The sequence below is a fragment of the Bacillus sp. JJ722 genome (genome assembly GCF_036963345.1).
Taxonomy (GTDB): domain Bacteria; phylum Bacillota; class Bacilli; order Bacillales; family DSM-1321; genus Bacillus_AD.
Map to the genome: position 1 here is coordinate 1 of NZ_JBALMO010000006.1, position 26,213 is coordinate 26,213.

Here is a 26,213-nt window from a genome sequence, read left to right on the forward strand (position 1 = left end):
AGATTAAAAGATTTGAATTTTGTTAAGAACAAAAAGTTTATAAATAAAATAGGTGAATCTGATTATAAAAAGAGAACTATCGAAATAATCCATGTAACAATGTCCAACGCTATGAGTAGAGCCGTCACTTTAGAATTAATCCCGAAAAATCCTTGTAAAGGTGTAGTTATTCCAGATAAAGATTTAAATAAACTAAAAAAAGAAGAGAAATTGGACTATTTAAGTAAAGATGATGTAGCGAAATTTTTAACAGCTGCCAGTGAAGATGATTGGAAATACTATATTCTCTTTAAACTTCTAATTGATACAGGTTTAAGAAAAGGAGAAGCTCTTGCGTTACAATGGAACGATTTAGATTTAGATGAAAAAAGAATTAATATATACAAAACTTTTGTTTATGATCAAAAAGAAATCGACAAAATGTTTAGTCCTCCAAAAACAGAAAGCTCTCACAGATCGATTCGCATTGATAAAACGTTAGTTAATCTGTTAATGAAACATCAAATAAAACAAAAAGAAAAGAAGTTAAAATTAGGTGAATACTTTCACAGTGAAACCAACCTAATATTCGAACGTGGTGATGGATTACCTTTTGCTAAGTCCACACTTCAGCGAGCGTTTAACCGTATATGTAAAAAAGCAGATATTAAAAAACATATAACTATTCACGGGCTTAGACATACTCACGCCGTTTTAATGTTAGAATCAGGTGCAAGTTTAAAAGAAATTCAAGAACGCTTAGGTCACAAAACTATAGCAACTACTGCAGATATATACGCTCACATTTCTGAGACAGTAGAAAATAGAAGTGTAGAAAACTATTTCAAATATATGAATGAGGTTTAATTTTTCCACAAATGTGGTCAAAATGTGGTCAATTAGCTATTTCTATAAAAAACGTAGTAAAAAAAGAAAACCCTTGATGACTGGAAATCCAGTAATATCAAGGGTTCTACTAATTAATACATAGTCATATATTGGTCACGTTCCCAAGGATGTACTTGCGTGCGGAACATATCCCATTCAATTTCTTTAGCTTCAATGAAGTGTTCTAATAAATGTGAGCCTAGTGCTGATTTAATAACTTCATCGCTTTTTAGTTTGTCTAATGCAGCGTAAAGAGTTGCCGGTAGATCTGTGATGCCCGCTTCTTCACGTTCTTCTTTAGACATAATATAGATGTTGCGATCTACTGCCGGAGGTGGAGTCATTTTATTTTTGATTCCATCAAGACCAGCTTGTAATAGAACTGCTACAGCTAAATATGGGTTAGCAGCTGGATCAACACTACGTACTTCTACACGAGTGCTAAGACCACGAGATGCTGGAATACGTACTAGCGGGCTTCGGTTACGAGCAGACCATGCTACGTAACAAGGAGCTTCGTACCCTGGAACTAGTCGTTTGTATGAGTTTACAGTTGGGTTTGTTACAGCTGTAAAGCTTGGTGCGTGCTTGATGATACCTGCGATGAATTGCTCTGCAACGTCACTAAGTTCAATATTACCTTTTGGATCATAGAATACATTTTCTTTTCCATTGAAAAGAGATACATTACAGTGCATACCAGAACCGTTTACACCGAATAATGGTTTTGGCATGAATGTTGCGTGTAAGCCGTGCTTACGAGCTATTGTTTTTACAACTAATTTAAATGTTTGGATATAGTCACACGCTGTAACTGCGTCAGCATATTTAAAGTCAATTTCATGTTGTCCTGGAGCTACTTCATGGTGTGAAGCTTCAATTTCAAAGCCCATTTCTTCTAGCTCAAGAACGATATCACGACGGCAGTTTTCACCTAAATCTGTTGGTGCTAAGTCGAAGTAGCCACCTTTATCGTTTAATTCTAATGTTGGTTCGCCTTTTTCATCTAGTTTAAACAAGAAGAATTCTGGTTCTGGTCCAAGATTAAAATCTGTGAAGCCCATTTCTCTCATTTCTGCAAGAACACGTTTTAAATTTGCACGTGGATCACCTTCGAAAGGTTTGCCTTCTGTATCGTAAATATCACAGATAAGACGAGCAACTTTACCTTTTTCAGCAGTCCAAGGGAATACAACCCAAGTGTCTAAATCAGGATATAAATACATGTCTGATTCTTCAATACGTACGAAACCTTCGATTGAAGATCCATCAAACATCATTTTGTTATCCAATGCTTTTTGTAATTGACTTACTGGAATCTCAACGTTTTTGATCGTCCCTAGAATGTCTGTAAATTGTAAACGAATATACTTAACATTTTGTTCTTTTGCTAAACGAGTAATATCTTCGCGAGTAAACTTTGCCATACTTATAATTCCTCCCGTATTTAATTGTTCTAAATTTATTATTTAATGAAAAAAGCGAGACATGTCTCCTTGACGAAGATTGGAGCGACTTCTATGATTGTGGATTAGCTCCGCTCTTAGAAGCTTTCTTAATTCCTCATCTGAAAGATCACGTTTAACTTTTTCTTGCTGATTTACAGTGTTTACTTGCTTTTGTTCTTCTTTAACTGAAAAAACTTTCTTAATCCCTGCAAGATTAACCCCTTGTTCAAGCATTTCTTTAATTTCTAATAAGGTGTCAATATCATTCAATGAAAATAATCTTCTATTACCTTCTGTTCTAGCAGGGGCAACTAGTTGATGCTCTTCATAATATCGAATTTGACGTGCTGACAATTCTGTGAGCTGCATGACAATACTGATAGGAAATAGCGGCATGGATCTTCGTATATTTTTCTTATCCAACTTGTTTCCTCCTCACTTTATTGTTATTAACATTTTATTCCGTGTCAGAAGTTTTGTCAATACTATGTTAGAAAATCTAACATTAAATTTTTTTGAATAGTTTTTAACATCATTTACATCTTTCATCGAGCTTATCTGAATAAAAATGAATCGTACATTGGAAATTTACGTACGTATCCTCTTGAAACTTCTCAGCTAAATCTAGAAGTACGTGATTAGATTCCTTAAATAGTACCTGTTTCCTAATTTCAATTGCTTCATTTAATGCATTCCCAACACCAATTTATTAAAAATTTTAATAATGCTCATTTTCGAATTTACGATAAATAATTATCAAAAGCGGAGATTGAGTATAAATAAAGATAGCCAAAGGCTATCTTCATTAAGCTAACGTAATATGCTTTTGTTCAAGTAATGAATTAAGCGCCGTTAATACTGCTACTTTAACATGTGAATAAGTTAAACCGCCTTGTACGTACGCGATATACGGCGGTCTAATCGGACCGTCAGCTGTTAATTCGATACTTGCACCTTGAATGAATGTACCAGCAGCCATAATAACATCATCTTCATAGCCCGGCATGTAATTTGGATAAGGTGTAACATGTGAATTAATTGGTGAAGCATATTGAATCGCTTGACAGAATGTAACCATTAGGTCAGGATTATCAAATTGGACAGCTTGAATCAAGTCAGTACGCTTCTCATTCCACTTCGGAAATGTGTTTAAACCTATTTCTTCTAATATAGCACTTGTGAACTGTGCACCTTTAATAGCTTGTCCAACTGTATGTGGTGCCATGAAGAAACCTTGGTACATTTCTTGTAGCGAATATAGTGATGCCCCTGCTTCAGCTCCAATACCAGGGGTTGTTAATCGATAAGATACCGTTTCAACATACTCTTTCTTACCTACAATATAACCACCTGTTTTCGCTAAGCCACCACCTGGATTCTTAATTAATGAACCAGCCATCAAATCCGCTCCAACATGACAAGGCTCTAGCAATTCAACGAATTCACCATAACAGTTATCAACAAAAACAATAACATCTGGTTTAATTTCTTTAACAAAAGAAATCATTTCACGTATATCTTCAATTGTAAAAGAAGGTCTTGAAGCGTAACCTTTAGAACGCTGAATTCCAATCATCTTTGTTTTAGATGAAATGGCATACTTTACAGCTTCAAAGTCTATTCTCCCTTCGCTTGTTAAGTCAATCGCGCGATAATCAATATTGTATTCTTTTAAAGACCCATTACCGCTTCCTCTAATGCCGACAATTTCTTCAAGTGTATCATAAGGCTTACCAGTAATGTATACTAATTCATCACCAGGTCGCAAAATACCAAATAGAGAAAGAGCGATAGCATGTGTACCTGAAATGATTTGTGGTCGTACAAGGCCAGCTTCCCCACCTAACACTTCCGCATATACTTTCTCTAGAGTATCACGGCCCATATCATCATAGCCATAACCAGTAGTGGGATTAAAATGTGAATCACTCACTCGATTATTTTGAAAACTTTTTAATACACGATACTGATTTTGATCAATGTAATCATCGGCAATTCGATGCATATCCGCTATTTTAACTTCTACTTTCTCACTTAATGTTTTCAATTGTTGTCCGTACGTTAATTGTTGATACATTGTGTTTCTCCTCTATATGTTAAATTCTTTCATTTTACCTATCAGATTGCTATGTACAGGTACAAAACCATTACACTCATAACACTCTTGTTCTTCAAGGAAAACATGACTTTGTAGTATTGTCTCACTTTTTAATGACGCCAATAACTTCCCTTCCATCGCTGGTATGCGGACGTGATAAGGAGTCATTTGTTTGCTCACAGCATCCTGAATAATAATTTGTAATTGCTGTAAATCAACTTGATTAAAGGCACTAATCTGGATAGATTCTTTTGCTTGTGACACAAAATCAGGATGCATCATATCTTTCTTATTGTATACTGTAATGACTGGTAAATCATCTGCTTTTAACGAAGTTAATACTTCTTTTACTGTTTTCTCATGATGATAATAATCAGGGTGTGATGAATCTACTACATGAATAAGTAAGTCAGCTTCTTGTACTTCCTCCAACGTTGAACGGAACGCAGCCACAAGCGATGTAGGTAAATCTTGAATAAATCCGACTGTATCCGTTAGCAACACATGAAAACTGCTCGGCAATACTAACTTCCGTGTCATCGGATCAAGCGTTGCAAACAATAAATTTTCTTCAAAAGAATTTGCCGCTGTTAATTTATTGAATAAAGTTGATTTACCTGCATTTGTATATCCAACTAGCGCAACTTGAAACGTTTTATTTCTTTTTCTGCGTTCTCGATAGCGCTCACGATGTTCCACTACATTGGCTAACGCTCTTTTAATATCATCAATTTTCCCACGAATATGACGGCGGTCACTCTCAAGTTTCGTCTCTCCTGGACCCCTTGTCCCAATTCCACCACCAAGACGAGATAGCGAAATCCCTTTGCCCATTAGTAGAGGCAATAAATATTGTAACTGAGCCAATTCCACTTGCAATTTACCTTCTTTTGACCTAGCTCGTTGTGCAAAAATGTCCAATATAAGTTGTGTTCGATCAATTACTCGAGCAGATAAATGTTCAGAAAGATTTCTCGTTTGACTAGGTGATAATTCATCATTAAAGATTATTAAATCGGGTTCTAATTCCTCTTCAAGCATCACGAGTTCTTCTAGCTTGCCTTTCCCAATGTATGTAGCAGTATGTATTCTTTGTCTCTTTTGGCTAACGGTAAGAATAACTTCTCCATGAGCAGTATGCGTTAAAGAAGCTAGCTCTTCCATAGAAGATTGAAAGCGTACGTCATCTTCATCATTTAGCTGACATCCAACTAAAATTACTTTTTCTTTTTGTGTCAAGGGCATACTTCCTTTCTAAATTATTTTTCATCAAATTTTATGATGAACGCATTCAAAAATATACGGTTTATACTTCCAAGACCTTCATTTATAAAAAGTTATATGAATAAGAGAGAATATGCAACGCATCCCCTCTCTTATTCATCAATTTGTAAGTCTTGACTCCGAATGGTTAACAATTCATTTCTATCATATATATCATTAATTAACAACCTCATTGCCTGTGCTCTTATAGCTTTTTCTATCGCATTACGAATGTATCTGCCATTAGAAAAACTAATTGGGCTCCATGTAGATTTAATATATGTTAAATGATTTTCCAACTTCACTGCCGCATCTTTACTCAATTCATATTCTTTATCATTCAGCATCAATGCTGTAATCTCCATCAATTGTGGTACATCATAATCTGGGAAATCAATCACTATAGGAAAACGAGAATGTAAACCAGGATTTAAGGACAAAAATTGCTCCATCTCCTTAGAATAACCTGCCAATATTAAAATAAAGTCATGCTGCTTGTCTTCCATATGTTTTACTAAAGTATCAATAGCTTCTTTTCCAAAATCCTTTTCTCCACCACGACCTAGTGAATATGCTTCATCAACAAATAAAATTCCACCTAATGCCTTTTTCACTAAATCTCTTGTTTTTTGAGCCGTATGACCAATATATTCTCCTACTAAGTCCGCTCGCTCCGCTTCAATAAGATGCCCTTTTGATAACACATTCATTTTAAGAAAAAGTTTACCAATCAATCTAGCCACCGTTGTTTTCCCAGTGCCAGGATTACCTTTAAACATCATATGCAATACTTGGCGTCCAGCTTTTAAACCATTTTCTTCTCTTTTTTTATTCACATAAATCCATGCATATATTTGTTTGATTGTCTTTTTCATTTCTTCCATTCCAACAAGTGCTGCTAGCTCATCTTCAATTTGCTTTAACGCTTGATGATGTTGTGGTATCTCTCTTTCATATGGTTCTTTTATCGGCAATTCTTTGTTAAGCAATTTTCTTTTTTTATTACTTATAACAACATTTATTGTACCATTATTTCTCTTCCTAGAAGACTCAGCCAAAAATACTCACCTCGCACACGAAATGCTAAAGTGTCTATCTCCACCTCGAACGCTTTCTTTATCATTACTTGAGGCTAAAATTTTGAAGTTAGACTCTTCCCTTCAGTTGCTGCACAAACTACATGTATCGATCTATTTCATTCTTTATGAATGTTGTCGTATTTCGTCATTTTATGCGCTTTCCAAAGATATTTTTACTCTTTTAACTATATTCACAACTCCACTTTTACATGAGCTTTTTCTTGAATTACACGAATTAGCTCCAGTCATTTCACAAACATTAAAACAGACACTACGAATAGTGTCTGTCTGATCATTTCTATTTTATTATTATTCTTTGCTATCAAAATTAATTTGAACATTTCTTTGAGGTGAAAAAGTAGAAATGGCGTGCTTGAATACTAATTGTTGTTTTCCTTCACTTTCAAATAACACGGTAAAATTGTCAAAACCCTTGACTTGTCCTCTTATTTGGAAACCATTTAATAGGAATACCGTAACATAAGTCCCTTCTTTTCTCAATTGATTTAAAAATTGATCTTGAATATTAACGGATGTTTTCATTACAGTTGATCCTCCTCATTTATCTCTATTGTTTACTATTCGCTTTTCAAACTCAGCTTTCCTTCTATAAATACAGATATTTCATCAAACTTTTTTACATAATTGTGACTATCCATCTCAAACCACGTCACATCCATTTTATTTCTAAACCAAGTTAACTGCCTTTTAGCATATCGCCTTGAGTTTTGCTTCAAGTTTTCTATGGCGGTATCTAACGAAACACGTCCATCGAAATAATCATACAACTCCTTATAACCAATCGCTTGAATGGATTGACAATCTCTTAGACCTTGATCATAGAAAAATTTCACTTCATCTAGTAAGCCTTCCTCCATCATTAAATCTACTCGATGGTTAATTCTTTCATAAAGCTTGTCTCGATCCATCGTTAGACCAATCAACGCAACATCATAAACATATTCTTTATCTTGCTTCTGTAATTGATCGCTCATCTTTTGACCTGTACAATGAAAAATCTCCAATGCACGAATCACGCGACGAATATTGTTCGGATGAATCGCCTTCGCACTTTCTTCATCTACTTCAGATAATAGTTGATGAACAACTTCAACACCTTGCTCTTCAGCCATTAGCTCTAATTTATTTCGATAATCCTTATCACTAATAGCCTCTGAAAAAGTATAGTTTTGCAATACGGCTTCTATGTATAATCCGGTACCACCTACAATAATCGGTAATTTTCCTCTTAACGTTGTGTCATTAATACAATTTGTTACGATTTCCTGAAACATTGCCACATTAAATGACTCATTCGGTTCTTTAATATCTATTAAATGATGATGAATTCCATCCATCTCTTCTTCTTTGATCTTCGCAGTACCTATATCCATACCGCGATAAACTTGCATAGAATCACCACTGATTACTTCACCATTGTACTTCTTCGCTAATTCAATGCTGAGTTTCGTTTTTCCAACCGCTGTCGGCCCCATGATACAAATTACTTTTTGTTTACCAATCACTATATTTTCAACTACCTTATATCTATTTCCTTTATAGTATCACAATTTCTCAAAAAGCAGGTCCTCATCTCCATATTATTTATACATTGCACAAAGGCGTTCACCGATTAAGTTATTCCCCAAAATCCTACTTTTAAAACGCAAACCAATGATTATATTTTTGAAGTTTTTTAGGAAAAAATATATGTAATCATTTCCCTTTTCATTTTCTCATAAAGAAAGTTTAATAAAATTTTTACAAAAAAACCCAAAACCATTCTTAAAATTAGTAAAACGTCAAAACGAACAACTGGAAACCATCGGTAAAATCTAGCGTTAAATTCCACAACATGACTTAATATCCTAAGCTCAATATATACGAATATAAGAAATTTTTTTCTTCAACTAGTGGCTTGTCTATACATTTCTTCACACTCCTTCATACATTAAATTTGTAAGATAAAATAACAAAATGTTAAGGAGAGGGTTTTAAATGGATATGAATCGAAAACACCATAACAGATGTCATGATGACATGGAGTCAAAATGTAAAGGGTGTGTTTGTGATACTCTAAGATCAGTTCAAACAGGAACTGAATTAGACGTGTTTTTAATAGGTGGACAAATACTTGAAGATGTCAGATTCGTAAACTTCAATCAAAAAACTTGTTGTGCTTTTTTCAACGACCCTACTACTGAACCCGGATCTACCCTTGTAGTAGATTGCGAAAAAGTTTCAGCTATTCGTTTTGAAGCAGATTGATTGCTTCTTAGAAAAAGAGCGGTTACTTTTTAGTAACTGCTCTTTTGTATTATTTATATCTTAAGCAAGAAGAAACTTTCTCTTAGCGTAATTTTAAATCATTGTTTTCTTTTTTGTATTTCCCCAAATGCTGTTCATTTACAATTCTACCATCCAGGTGGAAGCAAGAATACCTCCTTCAATTAAAAGAGGATTAAAAATATAATCAGCTAACAAACCAGAGATAATATAGGCAACAATATAACCTAATTGCGAAATTACCCCAATAATCCCCCATGCCTTACCTTGTGCCTCGTAAGGAATATTTCTTCGAATTAGTATATCTGCACTTGTATTTACAAAAGGAAGTGTTGCAAAGAACAAAAACCCTACTCCCGTTATAAAGTAAATATTTGGTGTCCGTCCAATTAGCGAGAAGAACACACCTGTAAAACATAACCCTATCGAAAGGACATGAACATATTTTTTCGAGACACTGAAGATGCCAATGTATAGACTACCTTATCAATAAGCAAAATTGACTTTACATCCATTGGTAAACAATTTCATATCAAGACAATAAAAAACCACATCACTATTACTTAAAGTGTTGTGGTTTAAGAGCAATAAATTAATTTATCTGGAAACCCTTGTTCTTTTCTATGACAAGAAGCAAGTTTTTGACCAGCCCTTTGAAAATGGAAATCACTATTTCCTGTATCCATATTCTTTATGTTTTGAATTACAGACTTCTTTTTATCTAATCTAATTTTGTCCGTCATATCAATACCGTTACCATAAATATAAATAACTTCCTGATCATTATCGACTTCTTTAATCATTTCTATAACTAGCCACTTTATAACCTTCCTTATCTAACATTTCGCTTCAATCATCTAAATGCAGGAATTACTATGCAAGAAGTATAAAAATCCTTATAATATTAGACTTTTATACTTCTTGCATTTACATAATTCTCTTAAACATCTTCTCAATATCACGAGTTGAATAGTGAATAATTATCGGTCTACCATGCGGACAAGTAAACGGATCAGAAGCTTGTCTTAATTGATCAAGCAAAGAAGCAATTTCATCATCCCTTAAATGATGATTTGCTTTAATCGATGCTTTACAACTCATTAAGATTGCCGCTTCTTCCCGTAATTTTTTGATATCAACTTTCTTCATCTGTAGTAATTGATCAAGAATACTTTCTATTAATTCATGCTCGTCCCCAGAAGGAAACCACTGTGGATGTGCTCGAACAATAAAAGCATTATGACCGAAATCTTCTAGGAATATCCCAACTTCTTTAAGCAGCTCAATATTCGCTTGAATTTTTATACTTTCATCGTACGAATAATTGAGTGTAATAGGAACAAGTAGATCTTGTAGCTCATTTCCTACTTCACCAACTTTATCACGGAAAAATTCATACTTAATTCTTTCTTGAGCCGCATGTTGATCAATCATATAAAGCCCATTTTCATTTTGAGCTAAAATATACGTTCCATGAAGTTGTCCAATCGGATATAAAGTAGGAATTCTAGTAGTCGAATGTTCAAGCTTTCCCGTTTCCTCTTCATTAATATCATTCACTTCGTATTCTTCATATACCACAACTGTTCCCTCTTCAGATTCATGATCTACATCATATGAAGCTGTAGAGGAAACTTCAATTGGATGTGAAGGTGATTCTTGTTTATCCTCTATTTGTGGTGGAAACCAAGGTTCAACTTCAGCTACAGAACGAAGTGCACCATCTTCACGAATTGTCGTGTTCAAAGCTGAAATAGCTTGCTTCTCTTGTTTATTAGGTGCTGTATAGTTCGAGTCTAAAGTGAACGATACTTGCTCTGATTTCGGCTTCACAGGCTTTTGCTTCTCAATATGTGAAGGTATTAATACTTCTTTCTTGAAAGCTTTAATAATTGTCTCAGTAATTAATTCCATTAGTTCTTGTTCTTTACTTAAACGAACTTCTAACTTGGCAGGGTGTACGTTTACATCTACAATTAGCGGATCCATTTCAATATCTAGTAACACAATTGGATACCTTCCAATCGGCAATAATGTATGATAGCCATCCAGTATTGCTTTTGATAGTAGGAAGTTTTTAATATAACGTCCGTTTATCATCAATGACATGTAATTTCTCGATGCCCTAGTACTCTCTGGATAGGAGATATACCCTTTCAAACGAAAATCCAATGATTGCGCTGATATTGGAATCATTTTTTTCGCCAAATTAAAACCATAAATCGAAGCTAAAACAGCTCTTACATCACCATTTCCATTTGTATGAAGGATATTCTTACCGTTGTGAGAGAGCTTGAATGCAATCTCTGGATGTGAAAGTGCAAGGCGATTCACTACATCAGTGATATTTCCAAGTTCCGTATGAATAGTCTTTACATACTTTAATCGAGCTGGCGTGTTAAAAAACAAATCAGATACTGTAATATCCGTTCCCTTTCTTGCCGAGCAGTTTGTGTTAGAAAGTAGCTTTCCACCTTCCAACACAACATGTGTACCTGCATCTTGCCCTGTGCTTGTCTTAAGATCGAACATCGAAACAGAAGCAATACTTGGTAAAGCTTCTCCTCTAAAGCCAAGTGTACGAATGCGAAATAAATCATTTTCATCTTTTATTTTACTCGTTGCATGGCGATCAAAAGCTTTTACAACATCATCATGTTCGATACCATCACCATTGTCGATAATACGAATACTTTTTAAGCCTGCTTCTTCTATTTCTATTTCGATAATAGTACTGTTTGCATCAATGCAGTTTTCCACTAGCTCCTTCACAACAGAAGCAGGTCGTTCTACAACTTCCCCTGCTGCGATTTTATTAGATAGCTCATCGCTTAATTGAATGATTTTCCCCAAGTTCCTTCACCTCTTTTCTCCTTCTAAACAGCAAACAGTTAGGCTTTTATTTTCTTCTGTAAATCATAAAGTGCATTCAATGCATCTAATGGAGTCATTTCTAGAATATTTAACGCTTTTAACTGTTGTAAGCATTTTTGTTCAGACGATGATAACTTTTCCTTTTTGACTGTTTTAGATGGTTCAAAGAATGATAATTGCGCTTCTTCCTCTTTTTCAACAATCGGTTGCACTTCTTCTTTAACAATCGGCTTCACTTCTTGTTTAACAACTTCCTTAACGATAGTAGGTTGTGTTGTAGGTTGCTCTGCTTCGAATTGCTCCAGTAACTCATTAGCTCTACTAATTAATTCTTCTGGAAGCTCCGCTAGCTGTGCAACATGAATACCATAGCTTTTATCCGCTGCACCTTCTTTGATTTTATGAAGGAAAACAACCGTGCCATTTTGCTCTACAGCACTTACATGTACGTTTTGCAGAGCATGTAAGCTTTGTTCTAAAGATGTTAATTCATGATAATGCGTAGAAAATAACGTCTTCGCGCCAATTTTCTCATGAATATATTCGATGATTGCTTGTGCTAGCGCCATACCATCATACGTCGATGTACCTCGTCCAATTTCATCAAATAAAATTAAACTATTTTGAGTAGCATGAGCAATCGCATGCTTTGCTTCCAACATTTCTACCATGAACGTACTTTGACCAGAAATTAAATCATCTGCCGCACCAATTCTTGTAAAGATTTGATCAAAAATCGGTAACTCTGCTTTTTCAGCTGGCACAAAACAGCCCATTTGCGCAAGTACAGCTGTTAAAGCGATTTGTCGCATATACGTACTTTTACCTGACATATTCGGTCCAGTAATTAATAACATCTCACGTTCTTGATTCAGCCTACAATCATTCGGCACATACTGTTGCTTCTGCATGACTTTTTCCACGACTGGATGGCGACCATCTACAATGTTCACATGACGTTGTTCAGAGAAAGCTGGTCTTGAATAATGGCGTTTCTCGCTAACTGTAGCAAAACATTGAAGAACGTCTATTTCACTAATACATTTCGCTAACGCTTGAAGTCTTGGAATATATTCTTTCACATGTTCACGAATCGTAGAAAAAATACTATATTCTAGGTCAACCATTTTTTCTTCCGCTTCAAGAATGAGCGCTTCTTTTTCTTTTAAGTCTGGAGTTATATATCTCTCAGCATTTGTAAGAGTTTGTTTGCGTTCGTATTGTCCTTCTTCCAAAAGGTGAATATTAGCTTTCGTTACTTCGATATAATAGCCAAACACACGATTAAAGCCTATTTTTAATGATTTTATACCTGTCTTTTCACGTTCTTGCTTCTCAAGAGCTGCAATCCATGTCTTTCCGTTACGACTTGCATCACGGTATTGATCTAATGCTTCATCATAGCCATCTTTAATCATATTCCCCTCTTTAATTGATAGAGGTGGATTCTCAACAAGTGAGCTTTCAAGCAAATCAGCCACTTCTTCACACGGATCTAAGCGATTAAGAAGGGATTGTAATTGCGGATTACTGATATTTTGGAATGTCGCCGCAATCACAGGCACTTGTTGTAGTGATTTCTTTAATGCGATTAAATCACGAGCATTCGCATTACCAAAAGCCACTCTTCCAGATAATCGTTCTAAGTCATATACTTCCTTTAAATTCTCACGCAATTCTTCACGCTCAAAATAGTTTGCAATCAATGCTTCAACCATATCGTGACGCTCTGAAATCGCTTGTTTAGAAATGAGCGGACGGTCAACCCATTGCTTTAGCATACGGCTACCCATTGCTGTTTTTGTCTCATCTAACAGCCACACTAATGAACCATTCTTGCCTTTCCCACGAATGGTTTCTGTAAGTTCTAAATTTCGTTTCGAATGATAGTCTATTTTTAAGAAATGATTCGTTTCATATGTTTCAGTTACTTGTATATGATCTAAGCTTCTTTTCTGCGTTTTAAATAAGTAATGAAGGAGACGACATGTTGTCATAACAAGCTTCTCTTGCGTTAAACCGCTAATAATGGTTTCAAAACCTGCATCGATGCTATCTTCATTTCCAACAGAAAGAACTACACCATGACCCTCCACTAAGCGTTTCTTTAATTCTTCTGGAAAGCTTTCATGAATAATGATTTCTTTAGCTGATAACGCAGCTACTTCATTAAGTATGTCTTGAAAAGAATCCGAAAGAAGCGTTACTTTATTCTCACCTGTCGAAAGATCGGCAAACGCTAAACCAAACGTTCCATCTTCAAATATCGTAATGGATGTTAAGTAGTTGTTTTCCTTCTCATCCATACCACGCCCTTGCATAATCGTACCCGGCGTAATTAATTGCACTACTTCACGCTTTACAACACCTTTAGCCTGACGAGGATCTTCTACTTGTTCACATATAGCGACCTTATAGCCTTTTTCTATTAATGTATCAATATAATTAGCAGCAGAATGATACGGAATCCCGCACATCGGGATACGTTCTTTCGAGCCGCCATCTCTACTTGTTAATGTTATTTCCAATTCTTGTGAAGCATTAATTGCATCTTCAAAGAACATTTCATAAAAATCTCCTAAACGGAAAAATAAAAAGGCATCTTGATAATCCGCCTTCACTTGTAAATACTGCATAATCATAGGCGTATAAGTGGCCATACTCTTTCAAAACCTTTCCAACATGAATTATCAACACTCATTATAACATATACATAAATGATAGAAATTTATAATGGATGATAATTAGAAAAACCTATTTTACAAAAGAAAATACTAGGAAGTTCCCTCCCTAGTATTTGGGTTAATCACCATCACTACTAATTATAAAATCTGGATTGATTTCCTCAAACTCATCATCGTCTACATCACAGAACCAATCATCATCTTCACAATCGTGACCCGAACTTACTGCTACACAAATTTTTGTCTCGCCAATAATTTCTACAAAGAACTCTTTCTCTACTTCTACTTCTACTTTTTGTCCATCAGATGTTATACATGCTTCTATGCAATTTGGCTGTTGAACTACTTTTACAACAATTTCTCGATCATCATGACAATTTGGATCACGATACTTTAGTTTTACAATATCTGTATATTGTACTCTTTCAGTAGCAACGGCTGTTTTCGTATTTTTATTATGTGAATACCAGACGCTTACATCAAAGTGACCACTAATATGAACAGTTCTACCTACTTTTTTTGCTGTATAATGATGATTTATTAACCAACAACCAAGAATGCTGGAAGGACAATGTTCAGGTTTAATGGTTTCACAGGACTTTGTAAATTTTCGTCCTTTTGCAACTACGGCCTTAGTAATTATCTCTCTAAAGTGTGACATGAAGCGAACCCTCCTCATTCAGTTTCAATTCATCCTATGCGTGTTAAAAGACTAGTGTGATTATTAATTTATCTCGTTCAAATCAGCACCAAGACAGTCACCTCAAGCTATATGCGCGAGAAGGCAAAGAATATTTAAGCACCAATAAGAACCCAATTGTTATAACAAGAATTTTGGCATTTTTTTATATTTCATTGTATGCATAACATAGATGAGTGTGTATTTGTCTTATAAATAGTACAAAGTGAAATTTTTGCCCAAAAGAAAAAGCCACTTCATCTTGAGTAGTGGCCATGGTACTTTAAAGGTATTTACTTCCTTCTCTAACACTTAATGGTGCAAGCGGATGCTCATTAATAAATGTTCTCACCCAATTTCGATCTGTTTTTGAATATTCTCTTAAAGCCCAACCGATGGCTTTATTTATAAAAAACTCATCGCTATTGAGATTATGTATAATAGCTGTTTGTAAAAAATCAGTATCAGTCTTCGTTTTATATTTCAACTGAAAAATTATTGAAACACGCCTTAACCAAATGTTTTCGCAATCGATCCAATTTTGGACGACTGATTTAAGATTCGGATGCTCCTCACATAGAAAACCAATAAGGTTACTTAAAGCATCCGTGCTATCCCACCAAGAATGTCTTTTAATTAATGTTTCAATTGTATGTATATCTTTCTTATTCAATTTTATTTTATTTGAAATTAAGTAATCAATAGCTAAGTAGTGGAACTCCCTTTGCGGTCGCTCATAGCAATCAAACACAAAATTCCAATCTATTTCTCGTTCTTTTTTCTTTTCCTTTAAGAATGCTTTACTAATTTTAACTCGGTCGGGTTTTTGAATGCCTAGAAACGAGAAATGATTCTTCATATATGCCGCCATCTTTTCTGCTTTTTCCTCGTTTGCATGAGCCATATAGATTGCAAAAATGTCCATATGCATCCTCCATTTCATCACAACCCCTAATATTATGAACTAAAATTGAATAAAGTAAAACCCTTATTAGTGGAACAAGTCTATATCTTACTTTTTTAAGCTAGAGTTTTAGCACTGTTTGATATTTATAAAGAAAAAGACTTCACACTGAATGCGAAGCCTTTCCCTTAAGAACAGCCATTTTTGCTTTGATTTTTTACTTGCGAGCCTGTCTCACCGCGAAGAAGATCTCCACCCGTGGATTCTACGATGATGTCACTTACTTTATTTGAAACAGCCGACGAAACCAACTGAAGAAGCTCATTAACTTCTATTTGAGTATGTTTAAATTCTTGAACAACTGGAATTTCATTAATGGCACTTTCAATTTCATCAATTTTGTCCTGAACTTGCTTATACGCTTTATCTTTACCGTAATGCTCAAAGTTAATGGATTGCTTTTGCAAGCTTTTTAGGCTAGCAATTAATTCTCGAACACGTTTATTCTCATGAATTTGCGCTTCCGCTCTTTTAAAGAAATCCACTTCCTCTGTTTCAGCAATCATTGCTGCAAGTTCTTCTGCCTTTGTAATAAGGTCATCCTTCGTATACTTTGCCACCTTACTTCACCTCAACTGTTTGATCCACCATTTCACCGTTTAATGACCATGTTTTCGTATCTGTTATCTTTACCTTTACAATAGTTCCAATTACAGATTTAGGTGCAATAAAGTTTACCAGCTTGCTTTTCTTAGTATATCCAGCTAAAACATCTGGGTTCTTCTTACTTTCCCCTTCAACTAATACTTCTACTGTTTTACCTAAATATGATTTCATTTTCTCAGCAGAAATTTCATTAACAAGTGCATTTAAACGTTGTAGGCGTTCTTTCTTAACTTCCATAGGTACATTATCTTTCATTTTAGCAGCAGGTGTTCCTTCTCGTGGTGAATAAATATACGTATAAGCAATGTCAAATCCTACTTCTTTATACAATGAAAGTGTTTCTTCAAACTGCTCTTCCGTTTCATTCGGATACCCAACGATTAAATCGGTAGTTAATGACAGATTTGGAATAGCTTTCTTTATTTTACCAACTAATTCTAAATATTGCTCACGATTGTACTTACGAGCCATAATTTTCAATACCCTAGAGCTTCCTGATTGAACTGGTAAATGAATATGGTCAACCAAGTTTCCACCTTTCGCCAACACTTCAATTAAATGATCATCAAAATCACGAGGGTGACTTGTTGTAAATCGAATACGTGGAATATCAATCTTACGGATTTCATCCATTAAATCACCAAGACGATAATTCATATCTTCAAAGTCTTTACCATAAGCATTTACATTTTGCCCTAGAAGGGTTACTTCTTGATAGCCTTGAGCCGCTAAATGACGGACTTCCTGAATGATTTCTTCCGGACGACGACTACGTTCCTTACCACGTGTATAAGGTACGATACAGTACGTACAAAACTTATCACAACCATACATAATATTAACCCATGCTTTAATATTACCTTTACGGACTTTCGGAAGATTTTCAATTACATCGCCTTCCTTAGACCATACTTCAATAACCATTTCTTTAGAAAGATAAGCTTCTTGAAGAATATTCGGTAAGCGATGTATATTATGTGTACCAAAAATCATATCTACGAATTGATGCTTTTGTAAAATACGATTTACAACTGATTCTTCTTGAGACATACATCCACAAACCCCGATTAACAGGTCTGGTTTTTGAAGTTTTAAAGGTTTTAAATGACCTAGTTCACCAAATACTTTATTTTCCGCATTTTCTCGGATAGCACATGTATTTAATAAAATAACATTTGCATCATTTACATCATTAGTTGGCTCATAACCTAAAGCCATAAAAATACCAGCCATTACTTCTGTATCATGTTCATTCATTTGGCAACCATACGTACGAATAAGAAATTTACGTCCTTGTCCCATATCTCTAAATTGCTCTGAAATAGTAAAGTCATTATGATACTGAACAGCCTCTTTACCACGTTTTTTAGCATCCTTTAAAGACGGTGCTTCATATGTTTTTTCAAAATATTTGCTGTAATCCTTTTCGGATTTTTTGTCCGCTGGATTTTTCTGTTTTACTAGTTGAGATTCTACACGTTGTTCTTCGTTCATGTGTTAATCTCCTTTCCATACTTTATTAATCAGTTATTCTTGTTGTTTTTATTTATCTTTTATTCCAAAGAATGTCCCATTATTATTCATACACATTACAATAGTATAAAGCTTTTGTATACATTTAACAATACATGTTCCCTCTTGTTCAACTAGATTTTAATCCAATCTTTAGAATAAAGAAACTTTCACTTAGAAGCCCTATCAACGGCCATTACCGTCATATTCCGATTACTCCCGAAAATAAATCAATCTAATGAACAAAGCAGCCTAAAAAATAGTATTTAAACACATTTGTAATTTATTGGGTAAATGGCACACTCTTCTTGTCCAAAAATCTCATACATTACAGAGAACTTACAATTGAAGGAGAGTGTTTTTTATGAGTGGTTCAAAAAACAGACGCAAGAAACACGAAAGCTGTAATGAAAGTCGTAATCGTAAGCGTAACGTACACATTAGAGCTAAGTTTAACCGCGACGATTTCTGCGATGCAGTAAAAGGTTGCCGTCGTCGTCACGAATCTAGCAGCTGTGAAAGCAAACGTCGTCACGAATCTAGTAGCTGTGAAAGCAAACGCCACCACAAACGTCGTCGTCACGAATCCAGTAGCTGTGAAAGCAGACGTCACCACAGACGTCGTTGCTGTTGCCGTCGCAGACATTGTGGTTGCTTTTTCGGCTGCGGCTTAGGCTTCTAATCCCTTTTTAGTTAATTCTCAATTATAAAGAGGGCCTAAAGAATGTACATTCTTTAGGCTTTCTGTTGTTCATTTAATGTGTTACACACAAATATGTAATAAATCTGGGTAAACGCCCTTTCCTCATGCCCATAACCTGCATACATTACAGAGAACTTACAATTGGAGGAGAGGATTTCTTAATGAGTTGTTCAAGAGACAGAAGACGCAATGATTTTCGAATTAGAACAAGGTTGGATCGCGATGACTTCTGCGATGCTGTGAGAGACTGTAGAAGACGTCGTAATGAATCTAGTAGCAGACGTCGTAATGAATCTAGCAGCAGGCGTCGTAATCGTGATTTTAATATTAGAACGAGGTTTGATCGTGATGATTTTTGTGATGCTGTAAGGGACTGTAGACGTCGTGATGAGTCTAGCAGTTCTAGACGTCGTCGCCGTAGACGTCGTAATGAATCTAGCAGTTTTAGACGTCGTCGCTGTAGACGTTGTTGTTGCAGCTTTAGGTTCTAACTCCACTTCTTGCTTTATAAATAAAAAGGAGTGCCTATTGAAAGATCACTCTTTAGGCCCTCCTTATTATCATTTGATTTATATTACATAAACTCTGCTAATAATTTATCAAAGCTTTCTTGATTTAACTTTAAATCAGCATTTACTAGTGGTGTGTCAGCAAAACCTGGTACTAATTCTTGATATGATTTTCTTTCTGTATCTTGATAAATTATACCTGTTACAAGACTATCATGTTTCATCAATGTCTGCATAGCCATTTCACGACTTGAAGAATCATAATCTGGTACACTAGCTAATTTAGTTAAGTGCTCTTTAAACCAATCATACGTATTGATTTTATTATATGTTACACATGGGCTGAATACGTTTATGAACGAAAAGCCTTTATGCTTAATTCCAGCCTCAATAATAGCTGTTAAATCTTTCAAATCAGTAGAGAAACTTTGTGCTACAAACGTCGCTCCTGAAGATAGAGCTAATTCCATTGGTGAAATAGCCGGTTCAATAGAACCATCCGGTGTTGATTTTGTTTTAAAACCAGTACCTGAACGTGGTGATGTTTGTCCTTTAGTTAATCCATAAATTTGATTGTCCATTACAATGTAAGTAACATCAATATTTCTTCGAATTGCATGAACAGTATGTCCCATACCTATCGCAAAGCCGTCTCCATCTCCACCTGAAGCAATTACAGTTAAATCACGATTAGCCATTTTTACACCTTGAGCAATCGGTAAAGATCTACCGTGAATACCATGGAATCCATATGATTTAATATATCCTGAAATACGACCTGAACAGCCAATTCCTGAAATAACAGCTAATTGTTCAGGTTCTAAGCCTACACCAGCAGCCGCTCGTTGAATAGCCGCTTGAACGGAGAAGTCTCCACAACCGGGGCACCAGTTAGGTTTTACATTATTACGAAAGTCTTTAAACGTAGCCATATTAGAACAACTCCTTGCATTTCGAATGAATTTCATGAGGTAAAAATGGATTACCATCATATTTTAAAATGCTCTTAATTTTATCAACATGGCCTAAGTTCATCTTCATGATGTTAGCTAACTGTCCAGTTGCGTTATTTTCAACAACAACGACTTTCTTAGCTCCAGATACAAGCTTTTGCATTTCTTTAACTGGGAAAGGATGAATCAAACGAATGTGTGCATGATTGACTTTAAGCCCTTCCTGCTCAAGACGAGTCATTCCTTCTTCTATAACGCCACGCGTTGAGTTAAAACCAACAATCAATAAATCCGCTTCTTCATGTTTCGCATTTGTAAATACTGGTGTTGGGAATTTAAGGTTTTTAATCTTTCTCATACGTTTATCCATTTGTGCAACACGGTTTGGTGCAGCTTCAGAAGGTTTTCCGGTTTCATCATGCTCAACACCGGTAACATGATGAATTCCATTCTTCATACCTGGAAGAACACGTGGAGATACACCATCTTCTGTTACTTCATAACGTTTGAAATAACCGTCCACTTCTGGAAGTTCACTTTGTATTAATTTACCTCTACGAATCTCAACTTTATTTAAGTCAAGCTGTTGAGCTGTTTGTTTACCTAATGATAATTGTAAGTCTGATAGAATAATAACTGGCACTTGATACTCTTCAGCTAAATTGAAGGCCTCTGCTGTATCATAGAATGCTTCTTCTACAGTGCTCGGTGCAATAACAATCTTTGGAATCTCACCATGAGTACCATAAATCATTGCCATTAAATCTGATTGCTCTTGCTTGGTCGGTAATCCTGTAGAAGGACCACCTCTTTGAGTATCTACTACTACTATTGGTGTTTCAGTAATACCAGCTAAGCCAAGTGCCTCCATTTTCAATGACAATCCTGGTCCTGCAGATGCTGTAATCGTTCTTACACCAGCATAGTTAGCACCAATTGCCATTGTTACCGCCGCAATTTCATCTTCAGTCTGAATAACAGTACCACCTACCGCCGGTAATTTCTTAATTAGGTACTCCATTATTTCTGAAGCCGGTGTGATTGGATATGCTGCCATGAAACGGCAACCTGCTGTTAACGCACCTAACGCGATTGCATCATTTCCAATCATAAATAAACGTTTCTTGCCGTCACCTTTTTCTAATTGTAAGGTACCAACTTGATTACCAAGCTTCTCTATCATATAATCATATCCAGCTTTAATGGCATTTAAGTTCTTTTGAACAACTTGTTCACCTTTACGGCCAAATATTTCATCTACTACTTCTTCAAACACAGAGATGTCAATGCCTAATATGGCACATGATGAACCAACTGCAACCATGTTTTTCATTAATGAAGTCCCTAGTTCTGTTGCTATTTCTGTAAACGGAACACTATACAAGACCGCTTTTGTATCTTCTGGACTTTGTGGTTTACATTTAGTATCTGCAATAATAATACCTTTATCATGCAGTTCTTTGTAATTCACATCAATTGTTTCTTGGTCAAATGCAACAAGAATATCAAGGTCATCTGATACAGATCGTGTTTGTGTTGTACTTACACGAATCTTATTATTCGTATGACCTCCCTTAATACGAGACGAGAAATGTCGATACCCGTATAAGTAGTAACCTAATCGATTGAGAGCTATTGAAAATATTTCACCAGTACTCTCAATACCTTCACCTTGTTGTCCGCCAACTTTCCATGAAAGTTGATTGATCATTGTCTACACCCCTTTAGACACCCTATAAATGAAATTTTACATTAATTAATTTCTAGTGCTTTTCCACTAAAAAACTAGAATAAACTGTAAATTTTTTCAAAATTTAGAAATCTATAAAACCATTCTAGTCTCTAATGATAACGTACTAAACGCTTTCAATTCTAGACCTATAATGGTAAAAAATCAAGCTGCTTTTCTAATGATTAATTGACAAAAATAGGATTCAATCTATTATTTTTTGTAACCTCTATTATAAAACTCTAATCTCATTTTTCATACAATAAAGCTCAATTTCAAGCTTCCATTTTTTACAAATTTTTTCACTTTTGAAAAAAAAGACCTGCATGCAAATGCATACAGATCATTCTTCGTTTCAAACTACGCTCCATAATAATCCCTTATTATCGCGGCTCTACAATCAGTTTGATGGCGGTTCTTTCCTCACCATCAATCAATATATCTGTAAAAGCAGGAATACATATCAAGTCCACTCCACTAGGTGCGACAAATCCTCTTGCAATTGCTACTGCCTTAACGGCTTGATTTAACGCTCCTGCGCCGATTGCTTGAATCTCGGCTGCTCCTCTTTCACGTAGAACACCCGCAAGCGCGCCTGCTACAGAATTGGGATTAGATTTTGCTGAAACTTTTAATATTTCCATTCCTAGCTCCTCCTTGTGCAATTCCTTCTTCATCGTTATATGACGATGTGACAGGTAAATCACTTCCATTGCTACTATATTCAGCATTTGTCCTCGTTATTACTTTAATTACGAAAAACAGTCTCCCGTCTTTTTTTACTCGAAGAAATACTACTTGCTTTTACCACCAATTAAAAAGAAGGCATCCAATTGTGAATGCCTTCTTTACCATCATCCATTATTCATAAAATGGATGGTCATCATTTATTTGTATCGTTTCAATTTTCCTAGCCGATCCTGTTTTTTCATCTATATCGATAAGTACAGCACTTAATTGCGTACGTCCTTCTTTCGGAACAGTAAAACGGGCAGGCATACTATTTAAGAACTTTTGGATAATAGGCTCTCTAGTCATCCCAAGAATGCCATCATATGGCCCTGTCATACCAACATCCGATAAGTACGCTGTACCTTGTGGTAAAATGCGATAATCAGCTGTTTGAACATGTGTATGTGTACCAACAACCGCTGAGACCTTACCATCTAAAAACCAGCCCATTGCCTGTTTCTCACTAGTTGCTTCTGCATGGAAGTCGACAAAGATAATTGGTGTTACCTTACGCGCTTCCTCTACTAGCTTCTCAGCAGCAATAAACGGGCAATCAAGTGGTGGCATAAAGGTTCTCCCTTGTAAATTAATAATAGCCACTTGAATAGCATTCCATCTTATATACGAAATCCCTGATCCCGGCGCTCCTTCTGGAAAATTCGCTGGTCGAACCATATTCTTAGCATTGTCAATAAATTCAAAGATTTCCTTATGATCCCAAACGTGATTACCAAGTGTTACTGCATTTGCTCCCCACTCTAAAAACTGACGATAAATCTTTTCGGTAATACCTCTACCGGCAGCAGCGTTTTCACCATTGATTACAACGATATGTGGTTTATGTTTTTCTTTTAACTTCGACAAATACTCCTGTACCATATCTCTTCCTGGTGAACCTACAACATCACCAATAAACAAAAGTTTCATTTAATTACCCTTTCTACTTCACAAAGCTTTAAATTAATCTGTATGAAATTATAACATATATTATTGTCTCACGCTGATAGCAGTCAAAAGAACTAAACTTACTCTAGAAATACTCAAGAAAAGCGGAAGCGCCCCGTTTTGCTCCGTATCTTCTTTCGCCCTTCGACTGAGATAAAGTGAAACTTTAATCGGTGGGGATTTTCGTCCATCCCCCACCGATTATTAGTTGAACCAATTGGGTTCTAACGGGATAAAGGAAACACGAAGAGCTGATAAGCGATTCGATTGTCTAGCTTCATCGGCCAGCCCCTCATGTCATAAGCCAAATCACTTCGGAAATCAGGATTTCCTGTGTGATTCGTCTTATGCCAGCGGGGCTGAACGGGCCGTTTCAGCATTTCATAGTTGACTTATCGTAGGGAGAATGATGAAGTCCACTAGGAGCTGGGCGCTGGAGCTAGACACAGCGACCAAAAAAGGTAAGCTGTTTATTTTTACAAATAAAACAACTTACCTTCTTTAATCAAGTATTATTTTGCATATTCGACTGCTCGTGTTTCACGAATGACTGTCACTTTAATGTGACCTGGATAATCTAATTCCTTCTCAATTCGTTTTCGAATGTCTCGAGCTAAACGATGCGCTTCTAAGTCATCAATTTGCTCTGGCTTAACCATTATTCGAACTTCACGACCTGCTTGAATAGCAAATGATTTTTCAACACCATCATATGACTCTGAAATTTCTTCTAGTTTCTCTAAACGACGAATATAATTTTCAAGAGTCTCACTTCTCGCCCCTGGTCTTGCAGCTGATAGTGCATCAGCAGCAGCGACAAGTACAGCGATAATAGAAGTTGGTTCTGTATCACCATGATGAGAAGCAATACTGTTAATAACAACAGGATGCTCTTTATATTTTGTCGCAAGTTCTACTCCGATTTCTACGTGGCTTCCTTCCACTTCATGATCAATTGCTTTACCAATATCGTGAAGTAAACCAGCTCTTCTTGCAAGCGTTTCATCTTCTCCAAGCTCGGAAGCTAACAAGCCTGATAGGAATGCAACTTCCATCGAATGTTTTAATACATTTTGACCATAGCTTGTACGGAATTTCAAACGTCCAAGAATTTTAATTAAATCTGGATGTAAACCATGAACACCTACTTCAAATGTAGTTTGTTCACCAATCTCACGAATATGCTCATCCACTTCTCTTCTTGCCTTATCAACCATCTCTTCAATACGTGCCGGATGGATACGACCATCTTGCACGAGTTTCTCAAGTGCCAATCGTGCTGTTTCACGTCTAATTGGATCGAATCCAGATAATATTACTGCTTCAGGCGTGTCATCAATAATTAAATCTATACCAGTAAGCGTTTCTAGCGTTCTAATATTTCGACCTTCTCGACCAATAATACGTCCCTTCATCTCATCATTAGGAAGTGTAACAACAGATACTGTTGTTTCAGCTACATGATCAGCTGCACAACGTTGAATTGCTAGAGAAAGAACTTCTTTTGCTTTCTTATCCGCTTCTTCTTTAGCACGGTTTTCATTTTCTTTAATCATAATAGCAATTTCATGCGAAAGTTCTTTTTCAACGCGGTCTAAGATAATAGCTTTTGCTTCTTCTCTAGTTAAACTAGATATACGTTCTAGCTCTGTTTGTTGCAAACGAACCATCTCGTCCACTTTGCTTTCCTTGTCTTCAATATGCTGTTGTCTTTGGTTAAGAGAATGATCTCTTTTCTCTAAAAGGGATTCACGCTTGTCTAACGTTTCATCTTTACGATCAAGATTCTCTTCTTTTTGCAATAATCGATTTTCTTGTTTTTGTAATTCAGATCTTCGTTCACGAATGTCGCTTTCTGCATCAATACGAAGTTTATGAATCTCATCCTTCGCTTCTAAAAGGGCTTCTTTCTTAAGAGCTTCACTCTCACGTTTCCCATCTTCGATAATACGTTCAGCTTCATTCTTTGCTCCAGCTATTTTATTCTCCGCAATGGATTTACGAACAAAATAACCAACAACTGCACCGACGAACAGAGCAAGCAAAATGGAGATGATGACAACAAAAAGTTCCATCTTTTCACCTCCTCTTGCTATGAATTATTTAATCTTGTCATGTCGGCATGTACATTGTTAAGCAACTTCAATATACAGCACATAGGCTTTTTTTTTACAAATCCTTAATTTGAAAAAATGTAAAATATACATATTAATTGTATAGGTGCAAAATTTGGTTGTCAAGGGTTTGTCCCTGTTCTGCCACGAATTTTCAGACATCACAAT

General features: G+C 35.7%; 23 protein-coding genes. 3 read left to right on the forward strand and 20 right to left on the reverse strand.

The genetic code is table 11. The features are described 5' to 3' along the window. Positions 1-846, forward strand: an 846-nt coding sequence (locus V7014_RS00870; RefSeq protein WP_335502981.1) for a tyrosine-type recombinase/integrase, incomplete at its 5' end; no start/stop codon positions are given. Positions 847-959: 113 nt separating this feature from the next. Here the strand turns inward: V7014_RS00870 and glnA are convergent. The 7 genes from glnA to miaA all read right to left on the reverse strand — a co-directional run bounded on the left by glnA (position 960) and on the right by miaA (position 8,251). Continuing rightward, complete coding sequence (gene glnA / locus V7014_RS00875) at positions 960-2,294, reverse strand: type I glutamate--ammonia ligase (RefSeq protein WP_335502984.1); 1,335 nt, start codon at positions 2,292-2,294, stop codon at positions 960-962. Positions 2,295-2,336: 42 nt separating this feature from the next. Further along, positions 2,337-2,738, reverse strand: a complete 402-nt coding sequence (locus V7014_RS00880) for a MerR family transcriptional regulator (protein ID WP_438824843.1) — start codon at positions 2,736-2,738, stop codon at positions 2,337-2,339. Positions 2,739-3,120: 382 nt separating this feature from the next. Continuing rightward, positions 3,121-4,392: an aminotransferase class I/II-fold pyridoxal phosphate-dependent enzyme gene (locus tag V7014_RS00885; RefSeq protein WP_335502987.1), complete on the reverse strand. Its 1,272-nt coding sequence runs from the start codon at positions 4,390-4,392 to the stop codon at positions 3,121-3,123. A gap of 12 nt (positions 4,393-4,404) precedes the next feature. Further along, on the reverse strand, positions 4,405-5,652 hold the full coding sequence (gene hflX, locus V7014_RS00890) for a GTPase HflX (RefSeq protein WP_335502989.1): 1,248 nt from the start codon (positions 5,650-5,652) through the stop codon (positions 4,405-4,407). Between the two features lie 137 nt (positions 5,653-5,789). Further along, the gene (gene spoVK / locus V7014_RS00895; protein WP_335502992.1) at positions 5,790-6,734 is read right to left on the reverse strand and encodes a stage V sporulation protein K; all 945 of its coding nucleotides are present in this window, start codon (positions 6,732-6,734) and stop codon (positions 5,790-5,792) included. 330 nt (positions 6,735-7,064) lie between these two features. Further along, positions 7,065-7,298: an RNA chaperone Hfq gene (gene hfq / locus V7014_RS00900; RefSeq protein ID WP_335502994.1), complete on the reverse strand. Its 234-nt coding sequence runs from the start codon at positions 7,296-7,298 to the stop codon at positions 7,065-7,067. A gap of 35 nt (positions 7,299-7,333) precedes the next feature. Further along, positions 7,334-8,251, reverse strand: coding sequence for a tRNA (adenosine(37)-N6)-dimethylallyltransferase MiaA (miaA, locus tag V7014_RS00905; protein WP_438824847.1), 918 nt, complete (start codon positions 8,249-8,251; stop codon positions 7,334-7,336). A 502-nt stretch (positions 8,252-8,753) separates the two neighbouring features. Between miaA and V7014_RS00910 the strand changes: the two genes are divergently transcribed. Next, a complete protein-coding gene (locus tag V7014_RS00910; RefSeq protein WP_438824844.1) occupies positions 8,754-9,023 on the forward strand; it encodes a hydrolase in 270 nt (89 codons plus the stop codon). A 138-nt stretch (positions 9,024-9,161) separates the two neighbouring features. On the opposite strand, the gene V7014_RS00915 is transcribed toward V7014_RS00910, so the two are convergent. The 8 genes from V7014_RS00915 to miaB all read right to left on the reverse strand — a co-directional run bounded on the left by V7014_RS00915 (position 9,162) and on the right by miaB (position 18,342). Then, positions 9,162-9,386, reverse strand: coding sequence for a hypothetical protein (locus V7014_RS00915; protein WP_335503000.1), 225 nt, complete (start codon positions 9,384-9,386; stop codon positions 9,162-9,164). Between the two features lie 233 nt (positions 9,387-9,619). Then, positions 9,620-9,844, reverse strand: coding sequence for a hypothetical protein (locus tag V7014_RS00920; protein ID WP_335503002.1), 225 nt, complete (start codon positions 9,842-9,844; stop codon positions 9,620-9,622). Between the two features lie 124 nt (positions 9,845-9,968). Beyond that, a complete protein-coding gene (gene mutL / locus V7014_RS00925; RefSeq protein ID WP_335503005.1) occupies positions 9,969-11,894 on the reverse strand; it encodes a DNA mismatch repair endonuclease MutL in 1,926 nt (641 codons plus the stop codon). Between the two features lie 38 nt (positions 11,895-11,932). Further along, positions 11,933-14,575: a DNA mismatch repair protein MutS gene (mutS, locus tag V7014_RS00930; protein ID WP_335503006.1), complete on the reverse strand. Its 2,643-nt coding sequence runs from the start codon at positions 14,573-14,575 to the stop codon at positions 11,933-11,935. A gap of 142 nt (positions 14,576-14,717) precedes the next feature. Next, positions 14,718-15,260: an outer spore coat protein CotE gene (cotE, locus tag V7014_RS00935; RefSeq protein ID WP_335503009.1), complete on the reverse strand. Its 543-nt coding sequence runs from the start codon at positions 15,258-15,260 to the stop codon at positions 14,718-14,720. Between the two features lie 301 nt (positions 15,261-15,561). Beyond that, on the reverse strand, positions 15,562-16,203 hold the full coding sequence (locus V7014_RS00940) for a DNA alkylation repair protein (protein WP_335503013.1): 642 nt from the start codon (positions 16,201-16,203) through the stop codon (positions 15,562-15,564). A gap of 167 nt (positions 16,204-16,370) precedes the next feature. After that, on the reverse strand, positions 16,371-16,802 hold the full coding sequence (locus V7014_RS00945; RefSeq protein WP_335503016.1) for a RicAFT regulatory complex protein RicA family protein: 432 nt from the start codon (positions 16,800-16,802) through the stop codon (positions 16,371-16,373). Between the two features lies 1 nt (position 16,803). Beyond that, positions 16,804-18,342: a tRNA (N6-isopentenyl adenosine(37)-C2)-methylthiotransferase MiaB gene (miaB, locus tag V7014_RS00950; RefSeq protein WP_335503020.1), complete on the reverse strand. Its 1,539-nt coding sequence runs from the start codon at positions 18,340-18,342 to the stop codon at positions 16,804-16,806. Between the two features lie 1,108 nt (positions 18,343-19,450). Here miaB and V7014_RS00955 point away from each other — a divergent pair. Beyond that, complete coding sequence (locus V7014_RS00955; RefSeq protein ID WP_335503022.1) at positions 19,451-19,645, forward strand: hypothetical protein; 195 nt, start codon at positions 19,451-19,453, stop codon at positions 19,643-19,645. On the opposite strand, the gene V7014_RS00960 is transcribed toward V7014_RS00955, so the two are convergent. The 5 genes from V7014_RS00960 to rny all read right to left on the reverse strand — a co-directional run bounded on the left by V7014_RS00960 (position 19,638) and on the right by rny (position 26,006). Further along, positions 19,638-20,504, reverse strand: a complete 867-nt coding sequence (locus V7014_RS00960) for a 2-oxoacid:ferredoxin oxidoreductase subunit beta (RefSeq protein WP_335503025.1) — start codon at positions 20,502-20,504, stop codon at positions 19,638-19,640. The two genes, V7014_RS00955 and V7014_RS00960, sit on opposite strands and share 8 nt — an antisense overlap. Before the next feature lies 1 nt (position 20,505). After that, positions 20,506-22,236: a 2-oxoacid:acceptor oxidoreductase subunit alpha gene (locus V7014_RS00965; protein ID WP_335503028.1), complete on the reverse strand. Its 1,731-nt coding sequence runs from the start codon at positions 22,234-22,236 to the stop codon at positions 20,506-20,508. Positions 22,237-22,637: 401 nt separating this feature from the next. After that, positions 22,638-22,898 (reverse strand): stage V sporulation protein SpoVS, encoded by a 261-nt coding sequence (spoVS, locus tag V7014_RS00970; RefSeq protein WP_003211281.1) that lies wholly within the window; start codon positions 22,896-22,898, stop codon positions 22,638-22,640. Between the two features lie 217 nt (positions 22,899-23,115). After that, the gene (locus tag V7014_RS00975) at positions 23,116-23,913 is read right to left on the reverse strand and encodes a TIGR00282 family metallophosphoesterase (protein ID WP_335503031.1); all 798 of its coding nucleotides are present in this window, start codon (positions 23,911-23,913) and stop codon (positions 23,116-23,118) included. Between the two features lie 530 nt (positions 23,914-24,443). Next, a complete protein-coding gene (gene rny / locus V7014_RS00980) occupies positions 24,444-26,006 on the reverse strand; it encodes a ribonuclease Y (RefSeq protein ID WP_335503034.1) in 1,563 nt (520 codons plus the stop codon). Between the last annotated feature and the right edge of the window lie 207 nt (positions 26,007-26,213).